We start from the raw sequence: 20,467 nt of genomic DNA on the forward strand, positions 1-20,467 counted from the left end.
GGCAGGTTTTGGTTCATATTTGTGATATTCCCCCTCAAGTGTTCCCTTTGTCAATACTCTGCCACCTGAATCCTTACAATAATATGATGATTGTGAACTTTTTGAATTAGGATAAAATTAGATTAATAGCAAAAATAAATACCCAGTAAATCTTTAGGAATAAATTAATATTTAGTATTATTTCTGAGTCATATTTTTTGCTAAAAAACAGCAATAATTGATACAAGTTAAATTTTACAAAAACTGATATTCATTACAACTTAAACAAAAAATAATGGGGACAATGGGTGCAGAAGAAAAACCTGTTAATTTGCGCTCGGAGACGAATAATGGTAGCGATCGCAGAGAACGTTCAGCATCGGTTAACTATACAAACTGTAGAAATTGCCCCTAACACAACAGCGATTCGCTCTCTTGATTGGGATCGCGATCGCTTCGATATCGAATTCGGACTGCAAAACGGCACAACCTACAATTCATATCTAATTAGGGGTGAACAAACAGTTCTGATTGATACTTCTCACCAGAAGTTTCGCGATCTGTATTTAGAGACTCTAAAAGGTCTTGTCAACCCCAAAACAATTGATTACATAATTGTTAGTCACACAGAGCCAGACCATAGCGGCTTGGTAGAAGATGTTCTTCAGTTAGCTCCTAGAGCAACCGTCTTAGCCTCAAAAGTTGCGCTTCAGTTTTTGGAAGGCTTAGTACACGATCCATTTTCTAAGCGGGTTGTCAAAACTGGCGATCGCATAGATATCGGCAAAGGACACGAAATGGAATTCGTGAGTGCGCCTAACCTGCACTGGCCGGATACAATCTTTAGCTTTGACCGCAAAACCCAAATTCTCTACACCTGTGATGCTTTTGGGATGCACTTCTGTGACGATCGCACCTTCGACGAAGATTTAGAAGCGATAGAAGCTGACTTTAGATTTTACTACGACTGCTTGATGGGCCCTAACGCTCGTTCGCTGCTGAATGCGATGAAGCGGATGGGTGATCTTGGGAAGATTAATATTATCGCTAACGGCCATGGCCCATTATTATACCATCATCTAGATGTTTTAACCGGGTGCTACGAAAATTGGAGCCAAAAACAAGCTAAAGCAGAAACAACTGTTGGCTTGTTTTTTGTCTCAGATTATGGGTATGGTGAGCGCCTTGGTCACGCAATTGCCGAAGGTATCCTGAAAACTGGCATTGGGGTAGAAGTACTGGATCTAAGTACTGCTGAGAGCCAAGAAATTCAAGAACTAGCCGGGAGAGCAGCTGGCATCATTATCGGTATGCCTCCAACTACTTCTGCCGCCGCCCAAGCTAGTATCAGTTCAGTGCTAGCTGTCGCCAAGAACAAGCAACTGATTGGGCTGTTTGAATGTTACGGTGGGGATGATGAACCCATTGATACACTCCGCAGACAATTCCTCAACTCTGGCATCAAAGAAGCCTTCCCAGCTATTCGGATTAAAGAGGCTCCCACTGCATCGACATTCCAGTTGTGTGAAAAAGCGGGTAAAGACATTGGACAATTGCTGGTGCGCGATCGCAACATCAAGCAAATCAAGTCCCTCGATGTCAACATGGAAAAGGCATTGGGTCGGATTAGTAGTGGACTGTATATAGTCACTACTAAAAAAGATAATGCCTCAAGCGCAATGCTGGCATCCTGGGTAACGCAAGCCAGTTTGCAACCCTTAGGATTAACAATTGCCGTTGCGAAAGACCGCGCTATTGATTCCTTAATGCAAGTAGGCGATCGTTTCGTCCTCAACGTTTTGGAAGAAGGCAATTATCAAGAATTGAAAAAGCACTTTCTCAAGCGCTTGCATCCTGGTGCTGACCGCTTTGCTGGGGTGAAAACTCAAACCGCGAAAAACGGTTCCCCAATTCTAACTGATGCTCTGGCATACATGGAATGTGAAATACAGAGCAGCATGGAATGCAGCGACCACTGGATTTTATACTGCACCATCCAAGAAGGTCGTGTCTCCAAAAACGATGGACTGACAGCCGTTCGCCATCGCAAAGTAGGTAATTACTACTAAGAAAGAGGCAAGAGGTAATAGGAAGCAGGGGACAGAAAAGAAAACTATCCCCTGTTTCCTATGATCTATACCCCATAACCTATTCCCTGTTCTCAAACTTTACCCAACAGCTATGACCAATTCCAAGCCACGCGACGTACAAGTTCTACCAATTGCTACAAATACTAAGGCGATCAGAGCACGTAGTTGGTCACGTCTGCGGTTTGAAATTGAATACGCACTTGAAAGAGGTACTACCTCCAATTGCTATTTAATTGAAGCTGATAAAACCGCACTTATTGATCCACCGCCAGAAAGCTTTACCGAAATTTATTTAGAGGCATTGCGGCAGACTTTAGATTTGCAACATTTGGATTATATAATCCTGGGCCATTTTAATCCCAACCGAGTTGCAACCATCAAAGCAATTTTAGAACTGGCACCACAGGTAACTTTTGTCTGTTCTCTTCCCGGTGCGAACAATTTGCGTGCTGCTTTCCTAGAGCAAGATTTGAAAGTCTTGGTGATGCGGGGGAAAGAAACTCTGGATTTAGGGAAAGGTCATGTTTTAAAATTCTTCCCCACTCCCAGCCCACGTTGGCCGGAAGGACTTTGTACCTACGATCAGCAAACCCAAATTCTTTACACAGATAAGTTATTTGCAACTCATCTCTGTGGTGATGAAGTGTTTGATGATAACTGGGAAGCGCTCAAAGAAGACCAGCGTTACTACTTTAACTGCCTGATGGCTCCCCAAACTCCTCATGTGCAGGCAGCTTTGGAGAAAATATCAGATTTGCAGGTGAGAATGTATGCTGTGGGTCACGGGCCCTTGGTACGCACCAGCTTAATTGAACTTACCAAAGCTTATGCCGAGTGGAGCCGTTCTCACAACGATCGCGAGATTTCCGTTGCTCTACTTTACGCTTCAGCTTACGGCAATACGGCGACTTTAGCACAAGCGATCGCTCTGGGATTAACTAAAGGTGGAGTTGCAGTCAAATCAATTAACTGCGAATTTGCTACCCCTGATGAAATTCGCATCAACCTCGCACAGTCAGAGGGTTTTATCATTGGTTCTCCTACCATTGGTGGTCATGCGCCAACTCCCATTCATACTGCTTTAGGGATTGTGCTATCAAGCGGTGACAACAGCAAACTCGCTGGGGTTTTTGGTTCCTACGGCTGGAGTGGCGAAGCATTTGACTTAATTGAAGGTAAACTCCGGGATGCTGGATATCGCTTTGGCTTTGACACCCTGAAGGTCAAGTTTAAACCTGATGATGTCACTCTCAAGTTCTGTGAAGAACTAGGTACAGACTTTGCCCAAGCACTGAAAAAAGCTAAAAAGGTACGTGTACCACAACAAGCTGCGACTCCAGTGGAACAGGCTGTTGGCCGGATCGTTGGTTCTGTCTGCGTAGTGACAGCTAAACAAGGAGAAGTGTCTACCGCAATGTTAGGGGCTTGGGTTTCTCAAGCCACCTTTAACCCACCCGGAATAACTGTTGCGATCGCCAAAGACCGAGCGATCGAATCCTTGATGTATCCAGGCGGTAAGTTTGCCTTAAATATCTTACCTGAAGGCAATCACCAAGATTACATGAAGCATTTCCGTAAATCTTTCGCGCCTGGGGAAGACCGATTTGCCAACTTTAGTACAGCAGTTGCGGATAACGGCTGTACCGTCCTTACCGATGCACTAGCATATTTGGAATGCTCAGTCAATCAACGTCTGGAATGTGGCGACCATTGGGTTGTGTATGCAACTGTGGACGAAGGTAAATTACTCAAGCCTGATGCTGTTACTGCCATCAACCATCGTAAAACTGGTACTCATTACTAACTCTTTGTAGGTACTCTCTAACTTAAGAGATGAGCCTGTAGTCCAACTCTAGCAGCATTTTTGCTACTTAGCTATGTCTGCTAGAGATACAATCAACCGCCCCAGATGTCTGTACATCTGAATAAATCCACCTACACATGAGAGTGAGAGGTGGATTCATTTTTTTTCTATAAACAAGGTTTTGAGGTAAGAGTGCGTTCTGCTGGTCAGGGATCTCTGCTAGAAACCATGAGGGAAAATCCTGTATTTAATGCGTTTAGAAATAACAGCAACGGCAGAACTGACGTATCTACATGATAAATTCATACTTTTTTTAGAATAAATTTACACTTATTTAGTGAAGAATTTAGGCAGTGCAAAATATGATTAAGCGGAGGTTATGAAACTTTTAAAATCTGATCTTATCAGTAAATATAATTTTTCATGACTAAGCGAGAAAATTTATTACATTTAGCCAGTGAAAATAAGGAGATATTATTGATTAGGCAAATAGACGCGCAAAGTTTCGAGCTTAAGCCGCTTGGGAAGTACTTGATTGAAGCTGAACTAATTACTCCAGATGAATTAGATACAGCACTCAAGACACAAAAGTTGAGTGGTGAGCAATTGGGAAAAATTTTGGCAATGCATGGTTTTGTTAAGCAGCAAACCATTGAGTACTTTATGTCAAACGTTGTATTGCCAGAGCGATGCAAAATCCTGAAAAACCAGTATTATTCAGATAATGGTAAGAGAAATTACCTATCTGTAGTTGAGTCAACGAGTTCTACAAAACCAGAAGATGCGATCGCGGCGTTGCAATCATCACATAAATTAAAAGTATATCTTTCTGCCAACAAAACACTCAAATTCCTTCTTGGTGTGGTATTTTGCTTTGCTCTCGTCAGTCTTTTTGCTAATTACAATGTCTACTATCTACCTGACTTTCCTGGGAGGGATACTTTTAGACTTCTATTCGACCTCAACAGCGAGGAAAATATTCCTACAATTTACTCTGGAGGAGCTTTACTATTTTGTTCTATTTTACTGGAGATCATCTTCCAAGCTCAAAAGTTAGCTAAAAAGAAAGATTTCTGGTCATGGAGAGGATTGTCAATAGTCTTTGCTGGTTTGTCGTTAGACGAATTGATCGGTTTTCATGAAAGACTAACTGCACCATTGCAAAGTACATTCAATACCAGTGGTTTTCTTTACTACGCTTGGGTGATCGTGGGTGCTATCTTCGTACTCGGATTTTTGCTAGTGTTTAGTAAATTTGTTGCTACTCTTCCTAGCAAGACACGACGCTTATTTTTTATTGCTGGAATAATCTACGTAGCAGGTGCAATTGCTACTGAATTGGTAGGCGGATACTACGAATATTACTACACTCAAAGTAGCATGGTTTATGCCTTCATAACGACTATAGAAGAGGTACTAGAGATGGTAGGCATAATTATCTTTATTTATGCGCTATTGTCATACATAAATTGCAATATGAAAAATATAGATATAGGAGTCCACATTAATAATTGTAGGAAGCAAAACCAGCGGACTTAGCTCAAAACATAGCCCAATACAATCTTTTAACCTTTTGTACTTAAAAAGAGAAACTTTTTGATAACTAGCAACTTGGGTTATTAGAAAAATTATCTTTTTGATTATTGGATGGGCATCTTGCCCGTCCCAGTTTTTTGTCGAGATGAAAAGTACACTCAAGAAAATTTTACTTATCTATTAAATTATCAATCTTGAGAAAGACGGTCAAGATTTAATGGTCTTAGATTATACACAATATATTTTTGTATTACAAAACCGTTTATTGTTTTAAAGGCACTCCGACAATACTCTGGTAAATTTCTGAAATGAAGAACTACTGGCTACGATCGCTAAGTTCATAACAGTAAGAGCATCAAGTCAAAGGTTGTTTCTGCCGTGCAACGAAATTTTCATTGCCTCAACGCCACACTACCCGATTTACTAACAGGCTACCGAGTTAAGATTCTGGATAGCAATGCGATCGCTTCCAAACATCTTTGCAACAGATGCATCGGCTTTAGGGGCGTACAGATGATGTACGCTTCTACGAACGTATCTGTAGCAGGAATATAGTGAAATGGTATGACTTTTCACAGGATGGGGAATCAGAAAAATGGTGTGTGCGATTTCAGTATTAAAGCGGAAACAACATAAATTCACTTGGTGAAATTCCGCAATTGCCACCAAGACAATTGCAAAAACGCAGTGTAGTCTTTAACTAGAAAAACAGTATCAGGCAGTTGCTAGACAAAATGCCAACTATGGCCACTAAACTTTTATAATATTTCGTTGTTCTTATGACTCCAAAACACACCAAGATTAATTTTCCCCTTTGGCAGTATCTGAACCAGCCCTTATTTAGTCACGATACTAAATTAGTATTGAATCCTCAACGCTTTGCATTGATCTGGCGTCTTCGACTTCTAGAACGCTGCTGGACTAAAGAATGTGATGCCAAAGGGCCTCAACAGCATTAGATACCTTCAAAGCCGTCAAACTAAGCCTCGTCTACAGAACGAGGCTTTTTGCCGTCAAGTAAAGCACTAACAGTCATGTCTCCCATGACATTAATCGCAGTGCGGCAGCGATCCAGAAACCAGTCCACAGTAACTAGCAAAGCTATGTACTGGGTAGGTAAGCCTACAGAAGTGAACACCAGTGTCATCGTTACCAGTCCAGCATTGGGAATATTTGCCGCACCTACAGATGCAAAAATCGAGGTCAGGATGACAATTAACTGCTGTCCCAGACTCAGATGTTGCCCAATCAGTTGAGAAATATACAACGCAGACATTGCTTCATAAAGGGCAGTGCCATCATTATTGAAATTTGCCCCTACTAATGCCCCCAAGGCAGCAGAAGATTCCCTTAAACCGACTTTTGTTTGCAAAACCTCAAAGGTTATGGGCATTGCCGCCGCAGAGGAAGAAGTTGAGAAAGCTGTCAAAAAAGCATCAGAACCGCCAGCTAGGAATTTTAGCGGGTGTACCCAAGAACCAAATTTTACTCTGGTGAGGTAGTAGCACGCCTGCAATACCAGCGCTAACAGCACCGCCACGATAAATGCACCCAAAGATTTAAACGGTGCGAATCCTTGCATAGCAACTGTTTTAGCAACAATCCCAAAGACTGCGAAAGGCACTAAGGCAATTACCCAGTTGAGAACGCGGACTACCGCTTCAAACAAAATCCCGATGACATCCTCTATCGGCTGGTATCCTATTTTCCCTTGGGCAATTTGTTCAGATTTTAATCCCCGCAGGACGATACCAAAACTTAGGGCAATAACAATCAGTTGGATGACATTATTATCAACTAATGGCTTGAGTACAGCTTCCGGTACAGCATCTTTGAGTATTCCCCAAGGGTCAAGACTCTGAGGAGTTATTTCTGTAGTTGTTGAGGTGGTTACATTACCCCAAGTCCCCGGACGCAGAACATTCGCTACGAAAAGTCCCACTAATATAGCTACGGTAGTGTTAGTTAAAAGTAGCACTGCTAATCGCCGTCCAGCTGTACCAGGGATATTCGTAGTCATTAAGGTGTGCAGCACTGCTACCAGAATCAGCGGTGTAGCCAAGGCGCGGAGAGCCTTGAGCACCAACTCAGCCGGAATTGCTAAATTGTTGATTAAGGTGGCATTGCTGGGATTGGGATTCCCCGCACCAAGAGCAATTCCAACGCTGACTGCGGCTACTAGGGCGATGAGAATTTGCAATGTGAGAGGGATACGCTGCCACCAAGGGCGAGCTTTGGTTTGAGGCGAAGTAGTACTCTCTGTTTGACTCATTAGTTAGATGCTGATTAACTGCTGTAACTATTAAAACAACACTGATGACAGTGATAATTTCGGAAAAAGAACAGCTTTAATTTTGGGTAAAAACTGCTAATGTAATATTCCGTTGCTTTGCAAAATCTGGCTTGAAAGGGCATACCACAAGGTAGGCCCCTAGAGATATCTTGGCTTGTGGTTGGAGATGCTTATGTCCTTTGTTCCTTTACATATTCACAGTGACTACAGTCTACTTGATGGAGCAAGTCAGCTACCAGAGTTGGTGAATCAAGCGATCGCACTGGGGATGAAAGCGATCGCTCTTACCGATCATGGTGTCATGTATGGAGCCGTTGAACTGATCAAAATCTGCCGTAGTCTAAATATTAAGCCGATTATTGGCAATGAAATGTATGTAATTAACGGCGATATTGAGAAACAAGAACGCCGCCCTAAATATCATCAAGTTGTTTTAGCTAAAAATACCAAAGGTTACAAAAATTTAGTCAAATTAACCACAATTTCTCACCTCAAAGGTGTTCAAGGCAAAGGAATTTTTTCTCGTCCTTGTATTAATAAAGATTTACTCAAAGAATATCATGAAGGCTTGATTGTCACCAGTGCTTGCTTAGGTGGAGAAGTTCCCCAAGCTATTCTCAGTAATAGACCAGATGCAGCCCGGAAAGTTGCTCAGTGGTATAAAGATGTATTTGGTGATGATTATTATCTAGAAATTCAAGACCACGGCTCCCAAGAAGACAGAATTGTTAATGTTGAAATAGTTAAAATTGCTAGAGAGCTAGACATTAAAATTATTGCCACTAATGATTCTCATTTTATTTCTTGTTTTGATGTTGAAGCCCACGACGCTTTGCTATGTATTCAAACTGGCAAGCTAATTATTGAAGATAAACGGATGCGTTATAGCGGCACAGAGTATCTCAAATCTGGTGAGGAGATGCAGCAGCTATTTCGTGACCATTTGCCGGATGATGTAATTGCCGAAGCGATCGCCACTACTGAAGAAGTGGCCGATAAAGTCGAGCCTTACCATATTATGGGTGAGCCTCAGATTCCTACTCCCCCTATTCCCTCTGGTCATACTGCTGACACTTACGCCGAAGATGTTGCATGGAATGGACTTTTAGAACGATTAAATCGCAAATCTCGCCAGGAAGTTGATTCCGTCTATAAAGAAAGATTGGAATACGAACTGAAAATGATTCAGCAGATGGGTTTTTCCAAATACTTTTTAGTTGTATGGGACTACATCAAATTTGCTAGGGATAATAATATTCCTGTGGGGCCAGGTAGGGGTTCAGCGGCTGGTTCATTAGTTGCCTATGCAATGCGAATTACCAACATTGATCCTGTACATCATGGGTTACTATTCGAGCGCTTTTTGAACCCAGAACGGAAATCTATGCCTGATATTGATACGGATTTCTGTATTGAACAACGGGATAAAGTTATTGAATATGTCACTGAGAAATATGGTGCGGATAGAGTTGCCCAAATTATTACTTTTAACCGTCTAACTTCTAAAGCAGTTTTGAAAGATGTCGCTAGAGTATTGAATATTCCCTATGGGGAAGCTGACAAAATGGCGAAATTAATTCCTGTGGTGCGGGGGAAACCCACGAAACTCAAGGTGATGGTTTCCGATAAAACTCCAGAACCAGAGTTTAAAGAGAAATATGATAAAGAACCCCATGTTCGCCATTGGCTTGATATGGCGATGCGAATTGAAGGAACTAACAAAACTTTTGGTGTTCATGCCGCAGGTGTGGTAATTTCTGCCGATCCACTTGATGAGATTGTGCCGTTACAAAAAAATAATGACGGTTCCGTGATTACCCAGTACTTCATGGAAGACCTGGAATCAATGGGTTTATTGAAAATGGACTTTCTGGGTTTACGGAACCTAACGTTGATTCAAAAGACCGTTGATTTGATTCAAGAAACGAGAGGATATCGGGTTGATCCTGATGAAATTCCCCGCCAAGAAAGAAAAGCCCAGAAGATATTAGCTAAAGGTGAACATAGCAGTTTACCAAAAGATGTCCAAAAAACTTATGAGTTATTAGAAGCCGGTGAGTTAGAAGGGATATTTCAATTAGAATCTTCTGGGATGCGTCAGATTGTACGAGATTTGAAGCCTTCTAATATAGAAGATATTTCTTCGATTTTGGCACTTTATCGACCGGGGCCATTAGATGCGGGACTGATACCTAAATTTATTAACCGCAAACATGGGCGAGAAAAGATTGATTATCAACACCAAACTCTGGAACCAATATTAGACGAAACCTATGGAATTATGGTCTATCAAGAGCAAATCATGAAAATTGCTCAGGATATGGCTGGATATTCTTTAGGACAAGCTGACTTGCTGCGTCGGGCGATGGGTAAAAAGAAAGTTTCGGAGATGCAAAAGCAGCGAGAAAAATTCGTAGATGGTGCAGCTAAAAATGGTGTTCAGAAAAAAGTTGCAGATGAATTATTTGAGCAAATGTTAAAGTTTGCTGAATATTGTTTAAGCTATGACACGGAAATATTGACAGTAGAATATGGATTACTGCCGATTGGCGAAATTGTAGAAAAAGCCATTGAATGTACTGTATACAGCGTTGATAATAATGGAAATATTTACACGCAGCCTATAGCACAGTGGCATGATCGTGGACAACAAGAGGTGTTTGAATATTGTTTGGAAGATGGTTCATTGATTCGGGCAACAAAAGACCATAAATTTATGACTGTTGATGGTCAAATGTTGCCAATTGATGAAATATTTGAACGGCAATTGGATTTGATGCGGGTAGATGGTTTGCCGCATTGAGAAAAGATGCAGTGAGAGTTGAACATTCTCCGCTTGCTATACGAATGAGAGCTAGAAGACTTTTATAAGTTGATAGTAACGTTAAATTGCCATGTATAGACCAACCGCTTTTCAAGAAGATAATGTTGATAAATTGATCGCCTTTATGAGAGCCAATAGTTTCGCTACGTTGGTATCGATTATAGATGGTGTACCTTATGCTTCACACGTTCCTCTTGTCATTGCAATGCAAGGGGATGCTGTTAAATTAATTGGTCATCTGGCAAAACAAAATCCTCAATCACAAGTTCTTGGTAATGAGTTACTTGCTATTTTTACCGGAGCACACGCTTACATTTCCCCTACTTTATATGAAAGGTATGAAAGTGTACCGACGTGGAACTATATTGCTGTTCACGCATATGGTATTCCCAAGGTCATCATGCTCAATGAATCCCCAGAATCAATGAACCAAATGATCAACGAGATGATAGACACCTACGAAGCTGATTACAAATCGCATTGGCACAGTTTATCTGACGGATTCCGTGAAGGTATGATGAATGGCATTGTGGGATTTGAAATAACTGTTACACGCTTAGAAGGTAAGTACAAACTTAGTCAAAACCGAAGCCAAGTTGAGCAGCACAATGTGTCAAGTACGCTACTACAAAGTTCAGATCCGGCTGCTCGTGCCGTCGGTGCCGAGATGAAACAAAACCTTGAAGCGGATGAATATTAGTAAAGGCGTTACGTAACAATTTGAGGCATTTGAGCGATCGCGTGGTTATGGAAGTAAAAAACTATCTCTAGATAGATGGCAAAAAGTTTATTAAAAAATAAAATCTGCCGTCGCCAACTAGCAACAATGGGCCTGTATATTATGCCCATAGACTAGAAGTATGAGGCTACACTTAGTGACATGATCAAAGGAGATCATGTTTTTATGTTGTTATATGAAGATATTGGTGCTAAATGCCGGTTCGAGCAGCCAAAAGAGTTGTCTGTACAAGATTGCAGATGAGGCTCTCCCCACCCAAGCACCCCAACCCCTTTGGGAAGGGAAAATCAACTGGACTCAAGAACGGGGTGTGGCAGAAATTGAGGTGAAAACTGACAAGGGTGCAACGCTGCAAGAATCAATCTCTGGTGATTCCCCACAGGCACACCTTACTTATATGCTCCATACGCTTAGTTATGGTACTACCAAAGTAATTGATCAGTTGTCAGAAATCGATGTAGTAGGACATCGGATAGTACATGGCGGACAAGATTATCGAGATACTGTGATAATTACGGAGGATATTAAAAAGGCGATCGCTCGTCTGTCTAACCTTGCTCCAGCACATAATCCAGCCGCTTTGTCAGGTATAGAAGGAATCGAAAAAACTTTAGGAGATGTCACCCAGGTAGCAGTATTTGATACCGGATTTCATGCCACCCTACCTGATGCAGCAGCAATCTATCCCGGCCCCTATGAGTGGGTAGAGGAAGGTATTCGCCGCTACGGGTTTCATGGTATCAGCCACCAATACTGTTCTCAACGTGCTGCCCAAATTCTCGGTCGAGATGTTGCATCTGGGCGATTAATTATCTGTCATTTGGGCAATGGTTGCTCTTTGGCAGCGATTAAAAACGGCCGCAGTATTGATACCACTATGGGATTCACGCCCCTAGAAGGTTTGATGATGGGTAGTCGTTCTGGTTCAGTTGATCCGGGAATTCTGATTTATCTATTACGGTACTGCAATTACTCTGTCGAAAGGTTGGATCATATTTTAAATAAAGCTTCTGGGTTAAAGGGAATTTCGGGTGTATCTAGCGATATGCGTGAGGTGAGAGAAGCGATCGCTCAAGGGAATTCCCGCGCTCAACTGGCATGGGATATCTACGTACATCGCTTGCGTTCTAGCATGGGTGCAATGCTTACCAGTTTGGGCGGATTAGATGGTTTGGTATTTACAGCAGGCGTGGGTGAACATTCCCCGGAAATTCGCCAAGCCGCCTGTGAAGCCTTTGGTTTTTTGGGATTAAAAATAGACTTTGAAAAAAATCAGCAGCAGCCTGTGGATGAGGATATTTCTACACCCGATTCAGCAGTGCGGGTATTAGTTATTCATACTCAAGAAGATTGGGCGATCGCTCAACAGTGTTGGCAACTTTTGAAACAGTAAAAATAGGATTTACGCACTTACCAGAAAAATTTACTTGTATACTCATAATGACAGGAACCGATGAATGATTAGTTTCCCAACTCGTGCCCCTATAAAGCTTAAAATGTACTCGGCAAGTTTTGGGGCAATCAGTGATGTAAACGCCAATAATAAGGCATTAACATCATTAAACCTACTAGTAGCAGCAACAACGATAGGGATGAGGCAAATCAGCGTCCATGTCAACCAATTTATAAATTTAGGGTTGATGGAAGTACGTCTTTTAAGTTGATTGACAAGTACATAGCGGGTAGTAGCAAATAGTATAGTGAAGCCTATCCACGCAAATATTAATATAATCACATTTGCTGGATACAGATTGTAGGCTACTAAAGCAGCAGTAAAGAGCGAAGCTAGCTCCCAAACTAGTAGATTTAGCTTAGTCCGAAAGCCGTTTAGTAGTTGTTCAGTCAGCCAATAATGAGCAGAGATAATTGTTGAGCAGTTGGGATTTTGCATAAAATCCCACTTGATTTTGTGGAATATATCACCATGCAGAAGGACAGTGCTTTGCAAAATAATGTCTTTATCTTCATAAGCAGTCGAACCTAATTCAGCCTGCTTATAGTAAGAATTAAAGGTGATTCCAGACTGTAAGCTTGTTTTGCACCGTGCGGTTTTACTCAAAAAGAATTTGATGAGATTGACTATGAAAATAATATAAAAAAAACTGCTAACTTTTTGCTCAGTAATTTCTTTTTTATCTCCAGACACAACATTATTGCTGAAACAAACGTAGTACCAAAGAGGAACAATCAGCTTGGGCGGAATGTAGAGAGAAACACCAGTTTTTTGTGCTTGCTGAATCTGTTCTACAACTGTCTCATTTAGATAAAAACTAAACTGTGATTGCTCAACCTTAAGTTCAAAGCGATCGCCCTGAGGAACTTGTAGAAACAGAGAGAGTGCAACATCGGTTTGGTTACCTATTTTTGTTATATCAGCGTTCATTATCGAGATAAATTTGCGATACTCTGTACCAAACTAATCAAAAAACTAAATGTTCCACGCCACTGTTTTTCCCCAGAAATCACTCCTTGATTATGTGTATTAATGATTAAGTTTTTAGCGTCTTCAGATAAACTAAACAAGTCTTTATTGTAACGTGTGATAATATCTCCATCTAACTGCATAACAGTTTGGGCATAAATTATATCAATGTTGGTACTTGTCACATTAGTACTATCAAGTGCAGCTTTCAGTTCATACATTTTACGTAGGGTACGAACAAATCTATCATTATCCAAAAGTTTTTGAATCTCTTTAAAAGTTTCAATCCAATCTTCTTGATTATTTTCATCTTTGTCATCAAGAACGGGAGTTGGAGCAGGTAGTATTGGTTTAGCTAGCTTTACGTTTTCTTGATCGGCTTCAACTAGGTTTGGTTGATATTTTTTTGCGTATTCAAGCCTCTGACGATATCGTTTTACTCTATCATCTTGAGGATTATAAAAACCTGATCCTTCCTCAAGAAGAAGGTAAAAATATTCTCTTTCAATTTGGTCAAATAGGCTTCTATAACGCTTACGTAGTTCTTCAGCTTGAGAACCTTCTTTTGGAATTCCTTTTGCCTTAAAGTAATCTGGGTCATGTATAGAATAAATTTCTTGATATGCCTCCCAAGCATTAAATTTTGAAGCATTAATCCTATTTACAACCATCGTATTCACTTCTAAGGCCGTAATGTCATCAACTAATGTTTGTACAGACGATACTAAATTGTTTAACAAGCCTCTAGCTTGATTTTCAATATCTTGGGGTTTAGGAGCATTTTGGTTTCGATTCTTAATACTATTTTGGTCTTTAATTTGAATATCATTAGACATATTACCGCCCTCTGATCATTGATTTCTAGCTAAATATTGGTGTAGCTTTATATTGATAGGTAAAAGCAAATAAACCTAAAGATTAGGCTAGTTTGCTGTCGGTGTTTTAGTTTAAATGGGTAATTAATAAAAAATACTTAAAGTTCGGACTTTTTGCGATATTTAACGATTTCCATAAAAAACCCATACAACTTCTCCACGCTTTCTATATTTTTTTGAATGATTTCCCGACTGTCTTTAACTTGAGTTAAATGAAATTCCCGAATTTCTTTATATGGGCCACTATCAGTAAATTGACTACCAATTTCATTTTGTATATCGCCATTAACAAGATTAATTCGGGTATATATCCGATTACCTGGTTTGGGAGATTCTATCTCATTTTTTGGCTGATCAGATGACTCTGCTACCCAAGTAGTGATTTTTAAATCAATGACTTCAACAATTACTGTTTTAATAGCATCAATAATTTCGTCAACATCTAGTCCTTTTTTATCAGCATTAAGATTAGTAACTATTGTTTTAAAATCATTATCTTTTGTCTGAAGAGATAAACCATTATTTTCCAAGTTGTTCGTAGCTACAGTATCTAGCATAAGATTAAATAGTTGAGAGTTCTAGTTGCGAACAAAATATTATTTTAAATCAAGTTGCAAATTTTACTACTTTTACTTAATAAAACTAAGTAATATCAGAGGAAATTAATAAGTTAAGAACTTGTTGTTCAAGAAAAATAAAACTGGATTTATAGGAGCTAATTTCATCTCAAAAAAGAAAAAAATTACTAGATGCTCCAAATAAGCAAGTGTAAATTATATTCTATTGTACTTAGAAGTCGAAAGTATAGTATAGCACTAAATATTTTGTGCGCAGTTTGCCGCTCTAGCTGTTTTCGGTTTCTCTTGAGAAAAGATAGGCTTATTCACTGTTGGTCTTTGCTAAAGGGTAGGCTAGCAGCTTGATGGATGTTCTTCTATGTAAGCTACTGTGACTATATAGCTGAGTAATTTTACAAGAAGTATATTATATACAATGAATTGCTTCTACCTGGGAAGACAAGGAAAATATGTTGTTGTCGCGTAAAGCCATTGCTACACCTTTTGTAATTTGTTTATGTATTTTAGGAGTTGGCTTGATTCAATTCCCCCAATTACAAAAACTGATAAAGAGCAAACAATCTGCCTCTTTAGAAAGTCTAGAAAAAGAAATAAAATCTGAAAAACTCCGTCTTAGCTTTCTCAAAAAAATTCCTAGTTTTGGTTATGATAACTTCATTGCAGATTTGGTATATCTCAATTTTTTACAATATTTCGGTGATGATGAAGTTCGGGATCAAACAGGTTACAGTTTAAGTCCAGAATATTTTGAAGTCATTCTAGAACGTGACCCGCGATTTTTAGCAGCATATCGCGGTCTTTCTGTTAGTACTTCATTATATGCCGCTATGCCAGAACGTGCGATCGCAATATCAGAGAAAGGCTTAAAATCTCTATCTCCCTCAGTTCCCGAAAAGTCTTATTACATTTGGCGTTATAAAGGAATTGATGAGTTATTATTTTTAGGCAATGCTGAAGCTGCCAAACAGTCTTTTGCAACGGCGGCAAACTGGGCTAGTAAATTTTCAGATGCAGAGAGTCAGCTTATAGCTAATACTTCCCAAAGAACTGCGGAATTTCTGAGTCGAAATCCTAGCAGTAGATATGCCCAAATTTCTACTTGGTCAATGGTTTTAAATAATCAATTTGATGAAAGAACTCGGAAACGAGCAATTAGGGAAATTGAAGCTTTGGGAGGAAAAATAATTACAACTCCTGAAGGTACTAATAAAATTGTATTTCCCCCAAAAGATTAAGCATTGGGCAAATGACAAATGATGTTTTTTGGTATAATGGTAAATTAATTCATTCCCAAACCCTAGAATTAAACATTAACGATCCGGGGTTACTTTATGGGGCAACTGTTTTTACAACATTGCGGGTTTATGAGAACTCGCTAGATAGTAATTTAACTAATTGGCAAGCACACTGCGATCGCTTACTCTTCTCAATACAATCTTTTGGTTGGCAGCAACCCGATTGGAAGCGTCTGCGTCAAGGTGCCCAAATTCTCCTCGCACACTTTCCCGTTCTCAGAATTACCCTTTTTCCCGATGGACGGGAGTGGATAACTGGCAGATTCTTACCACAAAATTTGACAGAGAAACAAAATAATGGTGTTATATGCGCCGTTGCTAGTTCGGAATTTTATCGCTCTCTCCCCTCTCATAAAACTGGAAACTATTTGAGTGCTTGGTTGGCAAGAACTAGTTTAGATGCCGAAGAGGCAATATTAGTTGATGCTCAAGGAAATTGGCTAGAAACCAGTACAGGCAACCTTTGGGGATGGTACGATCGCAGTTGGTGGACACCACCAAAAATAGCAGGAATTTTACCGGGAATTTTGCGATCGCAACTTGTAAACTGGTTACAAAACCACCAACAGCCAGTGCGGGAAGAACCTTGGACGGTGGAGCTATTCCAGAGATTTGAAGCGATCGCCTACACTAATAGTGTGGTAGAAATTATTCCCGTTCATACCGTTCATCAGCCTTCAGGGTCGCTACAATATAATCCCTACCATCAGAGTTTTCAGCTAATAAGGGAGCTTTTTTTAGCATGACAGTCACGCCAAATTTGTTATATCTTAAGATAAGTTAACATAATTCTTAATAATGACCTCTCCGAACAGAGACGCTACGCGATGGCGCGAAAAATACAGGAGGATAGACCTTAGTGAATAAAAGATGGAGAAATGCAGGGCTGTACGCGCTGCTGTTTATTGTCGTCATTGCGCTGGGAACAGCATTTTTTGACAAACAACCCCAAAGCAGAGAGACATGGCGATATAGTCGGTTTATTCAAGAAGTTCAACAAGGCAGAGTAGAAAAAGTCAGTTTGAGTGCAGACCGTTCTACAGCATTGGTTACACCCAAATATGACCCAGCTAAACGGATTGTTACCTTAGTCAACGATCCAGACCTGATCAATACTTTGACTTCTAAAGGCGTTGATATTTCTGTATTGCCCCAAACCGATGAAGGATTTTGGTTTAAGGCACTGAGCAGCTTATTTTTCCCTGTATTGCTTTTGGTTGGCTTATTCTTCTTGCTACGTCGCGCTCAAAGTGGCCCAGGTAGCCAAGCGATGAACTTTGGCAAATCCAAAGCCAGAGTCCAAATGGAACCACAAACTCAGGTAACATTTGGCGATGTCGCTGGTATTGACCAAGCCAAGTTGGAATTAAACGAAGTCGTAGACTTTCTGAAAAACGCCGATCGCTTTACCGCCGTTGGTGCAAAAATTCCTAAAGGTGTGCTGTTAGTTGGCCCTCCTGGTACAGGTAAAACCCTCCTAGCTCGTGCTGTAGCTGGTGAAGCAGGTGTCCCCTTCTTCTCAATCTCCGGTTCAGAATTTGTGGAAATGTTCGTAGGTGTGGGTGCATCCCGCGTCCGCGATTTATTTGAACAAGCTAAGACTAATGCTCCTTGTATCGTCTTCATCGATGAAATTGACGCTGTAGGTCGTCAACGGGGTGCAGGTTTAGGTGGTGGTAACGATGAGCGGGAACAAACCCTCAACCAGTTGCTAACCGAAATGGACGGCTTTGAAGGTAATACTGGCATCATCATCATTGCCGCTACCAACCGTCCTGATGTCCTAGATGCAGCATTATTGCGTCCTGGTCGCTTTGACCGTCAAGTTGTGGTAGACCGTCCCGACTATGCCGGACGTAGCGAAATTCTCAAGGTACATGCCCGTGGCAAAACCTTGGCAAAAGATGTGGACTTGGATAAAATTGCCCGTCGTACCCCTGGATTTACTGGCGCAGATTTATCCAACCTGTTGAATGAAGCCGCAATTCTGGCAGCACGCCGGAATTTGACTGAAATTTCGATGGATGAAATCAACGACGCAATTGATCGCGTATTAGCTGGTCCAGAGAAGAAAGACCGGGTAATGAGCGAAAAGCGCAAAACCTTGGTAGCATATCATGAAGCTGGTCACGCCTTAGTTGGTGCATTGATGCCAGACTACGATCCTGTGCAGAAGATTAGCATCATTCCTCGTGGTCGCGCAGGTGGTTTAACTTGGTTTACCCCCAGCGAAGACCGGATGGACACTGGTTTGTACAGCCGCGCTTATCTGGAAAATCAGATGGCTGTGGCTTTGGGTGGTCGGATTGCTGAAGAATTAATCTTTGGTGAAGAAGAAGTTACAACTGGTGCTTCTAATGACTTGCAGCAAGTAGCACGGGTTGCGCGTCAGATGATTACCCGATTTGGCATGAGCGATCGCTTAGGCCCAGTCGCCCTTGGTCGTCAGCAAGGTAACATGTTCCTTGGACGGGATATTATGTCAGAGCGTGATTTCTCTGAAGAAACCGCTGCCGCCATTGATGAAGAAGTCCGTAAACTTGTGGATGTAGCCTATACACGCGCTAAAGAAGTGTTGGTAGGCAACCGCCATATTTTAGATCAGATAGCTCAAATGCTGGTTGATAAAGAAACGGTAGACGCTGAAGAGTTGCAAGAAATTCTGTCGAACAACGATGTGACAACTGCTGCGTTTGCCTAATTTAATCAATAGTTAGGAAGTTAGGAGTTAAGAAGAATTCCTAACTCCTAATTGTGAATAAAAGCCCGGTCATGAAGACCGGGCTTTTAATATGGGGTTATATACCCCGCAGGTTTCGTTATAGAGTTTCAGTATAAATCGCTTGTCTGATAGAGACTACCACCTGAGCATAATCAATTCCGGAAAATTAGAAAAATTTTTCGTTGGTTACTATGAGGTGGGTTTGGGAATTGGCATAGAACGAAGAATATATCAGGGTATCACGCGAGAGTAGCTGTACATAACCGTTTAATAACGCCGGAAGAAGGTAGCCAAATATTGGCACAAAGGTTACGTGAACTCGGTGTAGTTCCTGATTCTCCCTCGTCAGTTAGGGTAAAAATCCTCCTGTTAACATCTTCCATAACTAGCAACTTGGATTATTTAGTGAAAATTAGAAATCAGGATAATTCTGAGATTTTACAGAATTAACCTGATTGTTTTGAATGCAAAAGTATCCATGCATTCTCTGTAGCACCCCTTATAGCGATCAAAAATGTTCTCCTATAGCTATAGCTTTCTGAATCTTGGCATAACTAACGTCAAAAGTGACTCGATACTTAACCAGTCGCCTATCTTAAACTCTGGATGTCGGTTTCAAAAATAGCCACGCCACAAAGAACGTAGCAGCTGTGAATAGTTGCGTTAAATCCAAAGCAGATAGATAGCCATCTGCAAATGAAGCAATACTGCGATCAGTAATGCCAAATACCCAGGATGACAGTCCAAACAGCCAAATCCCATTCTTGAGATTTCCGACGAATTCCTTAGAGTCTGATGGTTTTTGGTTTTTCATGATCTTCTGTCCCGTTGGTGAGAAATTTGATGATTGATGTGAAATACCTGCCATTAAGAATTTTTTCTGACTCCTGACGCTGAATTTACACTTTCTATTAATAATATTAATAAATATTTCACCTACTTGACTTCTCTACCAATAGGTACATCTCCTAATCCTGACATTACCCCTTTGGTTTTGCCACCTCCGATAGACGGCAATACGTTGAGTTCTCAGCTTTACAGGGTCAGGTTTGAATGCTGAGATTACAATATTTTTAAATAACTATATAAATATTTATTGATATTTTATATAAAACCCTCTATAGGATAGATGCGTTTTATAAAATGGCTCATATTTAAATTACATGGATATGTTGTATGTAGTAGCTCACAAATGCGCATTGGTGTCAACTTAAGCTAAAAGTCATTTAAAACCTCGTTTCCAGCAAGAGGCTATTGGTGACAACTTAAGACTCATGTAAGCTTGTCAACAGGTGCATCAAGGGAAAAAA

Annotated in this window: 16 protein-coding genes; 11 read left to right on the top strand and 5 right to left on the bottom strand. The window is 40.6% G+C overall.

The window, feature by feature from the left end:
* Positions 1–329: 329 nt before the first annotated feature.
* From ACEYW6_RS32530 to ACEYW6_RS32550, 5 genes are all read left to right on the top strand, one after another.
* Positions 330–2,048 carry a diflavin flavoprotein gene (locus ACEYW6_RS32530; RefSeq protein ID WP_412983049.1) on the top strand — a complete coding sequence of 573 codons (1,719 nt, stop codon included), beginning with the start codon at positions 330–332 and terminating at the stop codon, positions 2,046–2,048.
* Positions 2,049–2,160: 112 nt separating this feature from the next.
* Positions 2,161–3,873, top strand: a complete 1,713-nt coding sequence (locus ACEYW6_RS32535; protein ID WP_412983038.1) for a diflavin flavoprotein — start codon at positions 2,161–2,163, stop codon at positions 3,871–3,873.
* A gap of 423 nt (positions 3,874–4,296) precedes the next feature.
* On the top strand, positions 4,297–5,412 hold the full coding sequence (locus ACEYW6_RS32540) for a hypothetical protein (protein WP_412983039.1): 1,116 nt from the start codon (positions 4,297–4,299) through the stop codon (positions 5,410–5,412).
* Between the two features lie 375 nt (positions 5,413–5,787).
* On the top strand, positions 5,788–5,964 hold the full coding sequence (locus tag ACEYW6_RS32545; protein ID WP_196513049.1) for a hypothetical protein: 177 nt from the start codon (positions 5,788–5,790) through the stop codon (positions 5,962–5,964).
* A gap of 224 nt (positions 5,965–6,188) precedes the next feature.
* On the top strand, positions 6,189–6,368 hold the full coding sequence (locus ACEYW6_RS32550) for a hypothetical protein (protein ID WP_230966875.1): 180 nt from the start codon (positions 6,189–6,191) through the stop codon (positions 6,366–6,368).
* A gap of 20 nt (positions 6,369–6,388) precedes the next feature.
* Here the strand turns inward: ACEYW6_RS32550 and ACEYW6_RS32555 are convergent, their stop codons facing one another.
* A complete protein-coding gene (locus ACEYW6_RS32555) occupies positions 6,389–7,681 on the bottom strand; it encodes a dicarboxylate/amino acid:cation symporter (RefSeq protein ID WP_412983040.1) in 1,293 nt (430 codons plus the stop codon).
* A 193-nt stretch (positions 7,682–7,874) separates the two neighbouring features.
* Here ACEYW6_RS32555 and ACEYW6_RS32560 point away from each other — a divergent pair, with 193 nt between their 5' ends.
* The 3 genes from ACEYW6_RS32560 to ACEYW6_RS32570 all read left to right on the top strand — a co-directional run bounded on the left by ACEYW6_RS32560 (position 7,875) and on the right by ACEYW6_RS32570 (position 12,658).
* The gene (locus tag ACEYW6_RS32560; RefSeq protein ID WP_412983041.1) at positions 7,875–10,505 is read left to right on the top strand and encodes a DNA polymerase III subunit alpha; all 2,631 of its coding nucleotides are present in this window, start codon (positions 7,875–7,877) and stop codon (positions 10,503–10,505) included.
* A gap of 91 nt (positions 10,506–10,596) precedes the next feature.
* Positions 10,597–11,226 carry an FMN-binding negative transcriptional regulator gene (locus tag ACEYW6_RS32565; protein WP_196513046.1) on the top strand — a complete coding sequence of 210 codons (630 nt, stop codon included), beginning with the start codon at positions 10,597–10,599 and terminating at the stop codon, positions 11,224–11,226.
* A gap of 214 nt (positions 11,227–11,440) precedes the next feature.
* Positions 11,441–12,658, top strand: coding sequence for an acetate kinase (locus ACEYW6_RS32570; RefSeq protein WP_412983042.1), 1,218 nt, complete (start codon positions 11,441–11,443; stop codon positions 12,656–12,658).
* A gap of 42 nt (positions 12,659–12,700) precedes the next feature.
* Here the strand turns inward: ACEYW6_RS32570 and ACEYW6_RS32575 are convergent, their stop codons facing one another.
* The 3 genes from ACEYW6_RS32575 to ACEYW6_RS32585 form a co-directional block, all read right to left on the bottom strand.
* Entirely contained in the window at positions 12,701–13,648 is a 948-nt protein-coding gene (locus tag ACEYW6_RS32575) for a hypothetical protein (protein WP_412983043.1), read from the bottom strand.
* Positions 13,648–14,523: a hypothetical protein gene (locus tag ACEYW6_RS32580; RefSeq protein ID WP_412983044.1), complete on the bottom strand. Its 876-nt coding sequence runs from the start codon at positions 14,521–14,523 to the stop codon at positions 13,648–13,650. The genes ACEYW6_RS32575 and ACEYW6_RS32580 overlap by 1 nt, the downstream gene beginning before the upstream one ends.
* Positions 14,524–14,660: 137 nt before the next feature.
* Complete coding sequence (locus ACEYW6_RS32585; protein ID WP_412983045.1) at positions 14,661–15,119, bottom strand: hypothetical protein; 459 nt, start codon at positions 15,117–15,119, stop codon at positions 14,661–14,663.
* A gap of 470 nt (positions 15,120–15,589) precedes the next feature.
* Between ACEYW6_RS32585 and ACEYW6_RS32590 the strand changes: the two genes are divergently transcribed.
* The 3 genes from ACEYW6_RS32590 to ftsH3 all read left to right on the top strand — a co-directional run bounded on the left by ACEYW6_RS32590 (position 15,590) and on the right by ftsH3 (position 19,136).
* Positions 15,590–16,375, top strand: coding sequence for a hypothetical protein (locus ACEYW6_RS32590; RefSeq protein ID WP_412983046.1), 786 nt, complete (start codon positions 15,590–15,592; stop codon positions 16,373–16,375).
* A gap of 11 nt (positions 16,376–16,386) precedes the next feature.
* Entirely contained in the window at positions 16,387–17,181 is a 795-nt protein-coding gene (locus ACEYW6_RS32595; protein WP_412983047.1) for an aminotransferase class IV, read from the top strand.
* A gap of 113 nt (positions 17,182–17,294) precedes the next feature.
* A complete protein-coding gene (gene ftsH3, locus ACEYW6_RS32600) occupies positions 17,295–19,136 on the top strand; it encodes an ATP-dependent zinc metalloprotease FtsH3 (RefSeq protein WP_190729958.1) in 1,842 nt (613 codons plus the stop codon).
* Between the two features lie 616 nt (positions 19,137–19,752).
* Here the strand turns inward: ftsH3 and ACEYW6_RS32605 are convergent.
* Entirely contained in the window at positions 19,753–19,971 is a 219-nt protein-coding gene (locus ACEYW6_RS32605) for a hypothetical protein (RefSeq protein WP_412983048.1), read from the bottom strand.
* Between the last annotated feature and the right edge of the window lie 496 nt (positions 19,972–20,467).

The organism is Nostoc sp. UIC 10607, assembly GCF_047228265.1.
GTDB classification, from domain to species: domain Bacteria; phylum Cyanobacteriota; class Cyanobacteriia; order Cyanobacteriales; family Nostocaceae; genus Nostoc; species Nostoc foliaceum_A.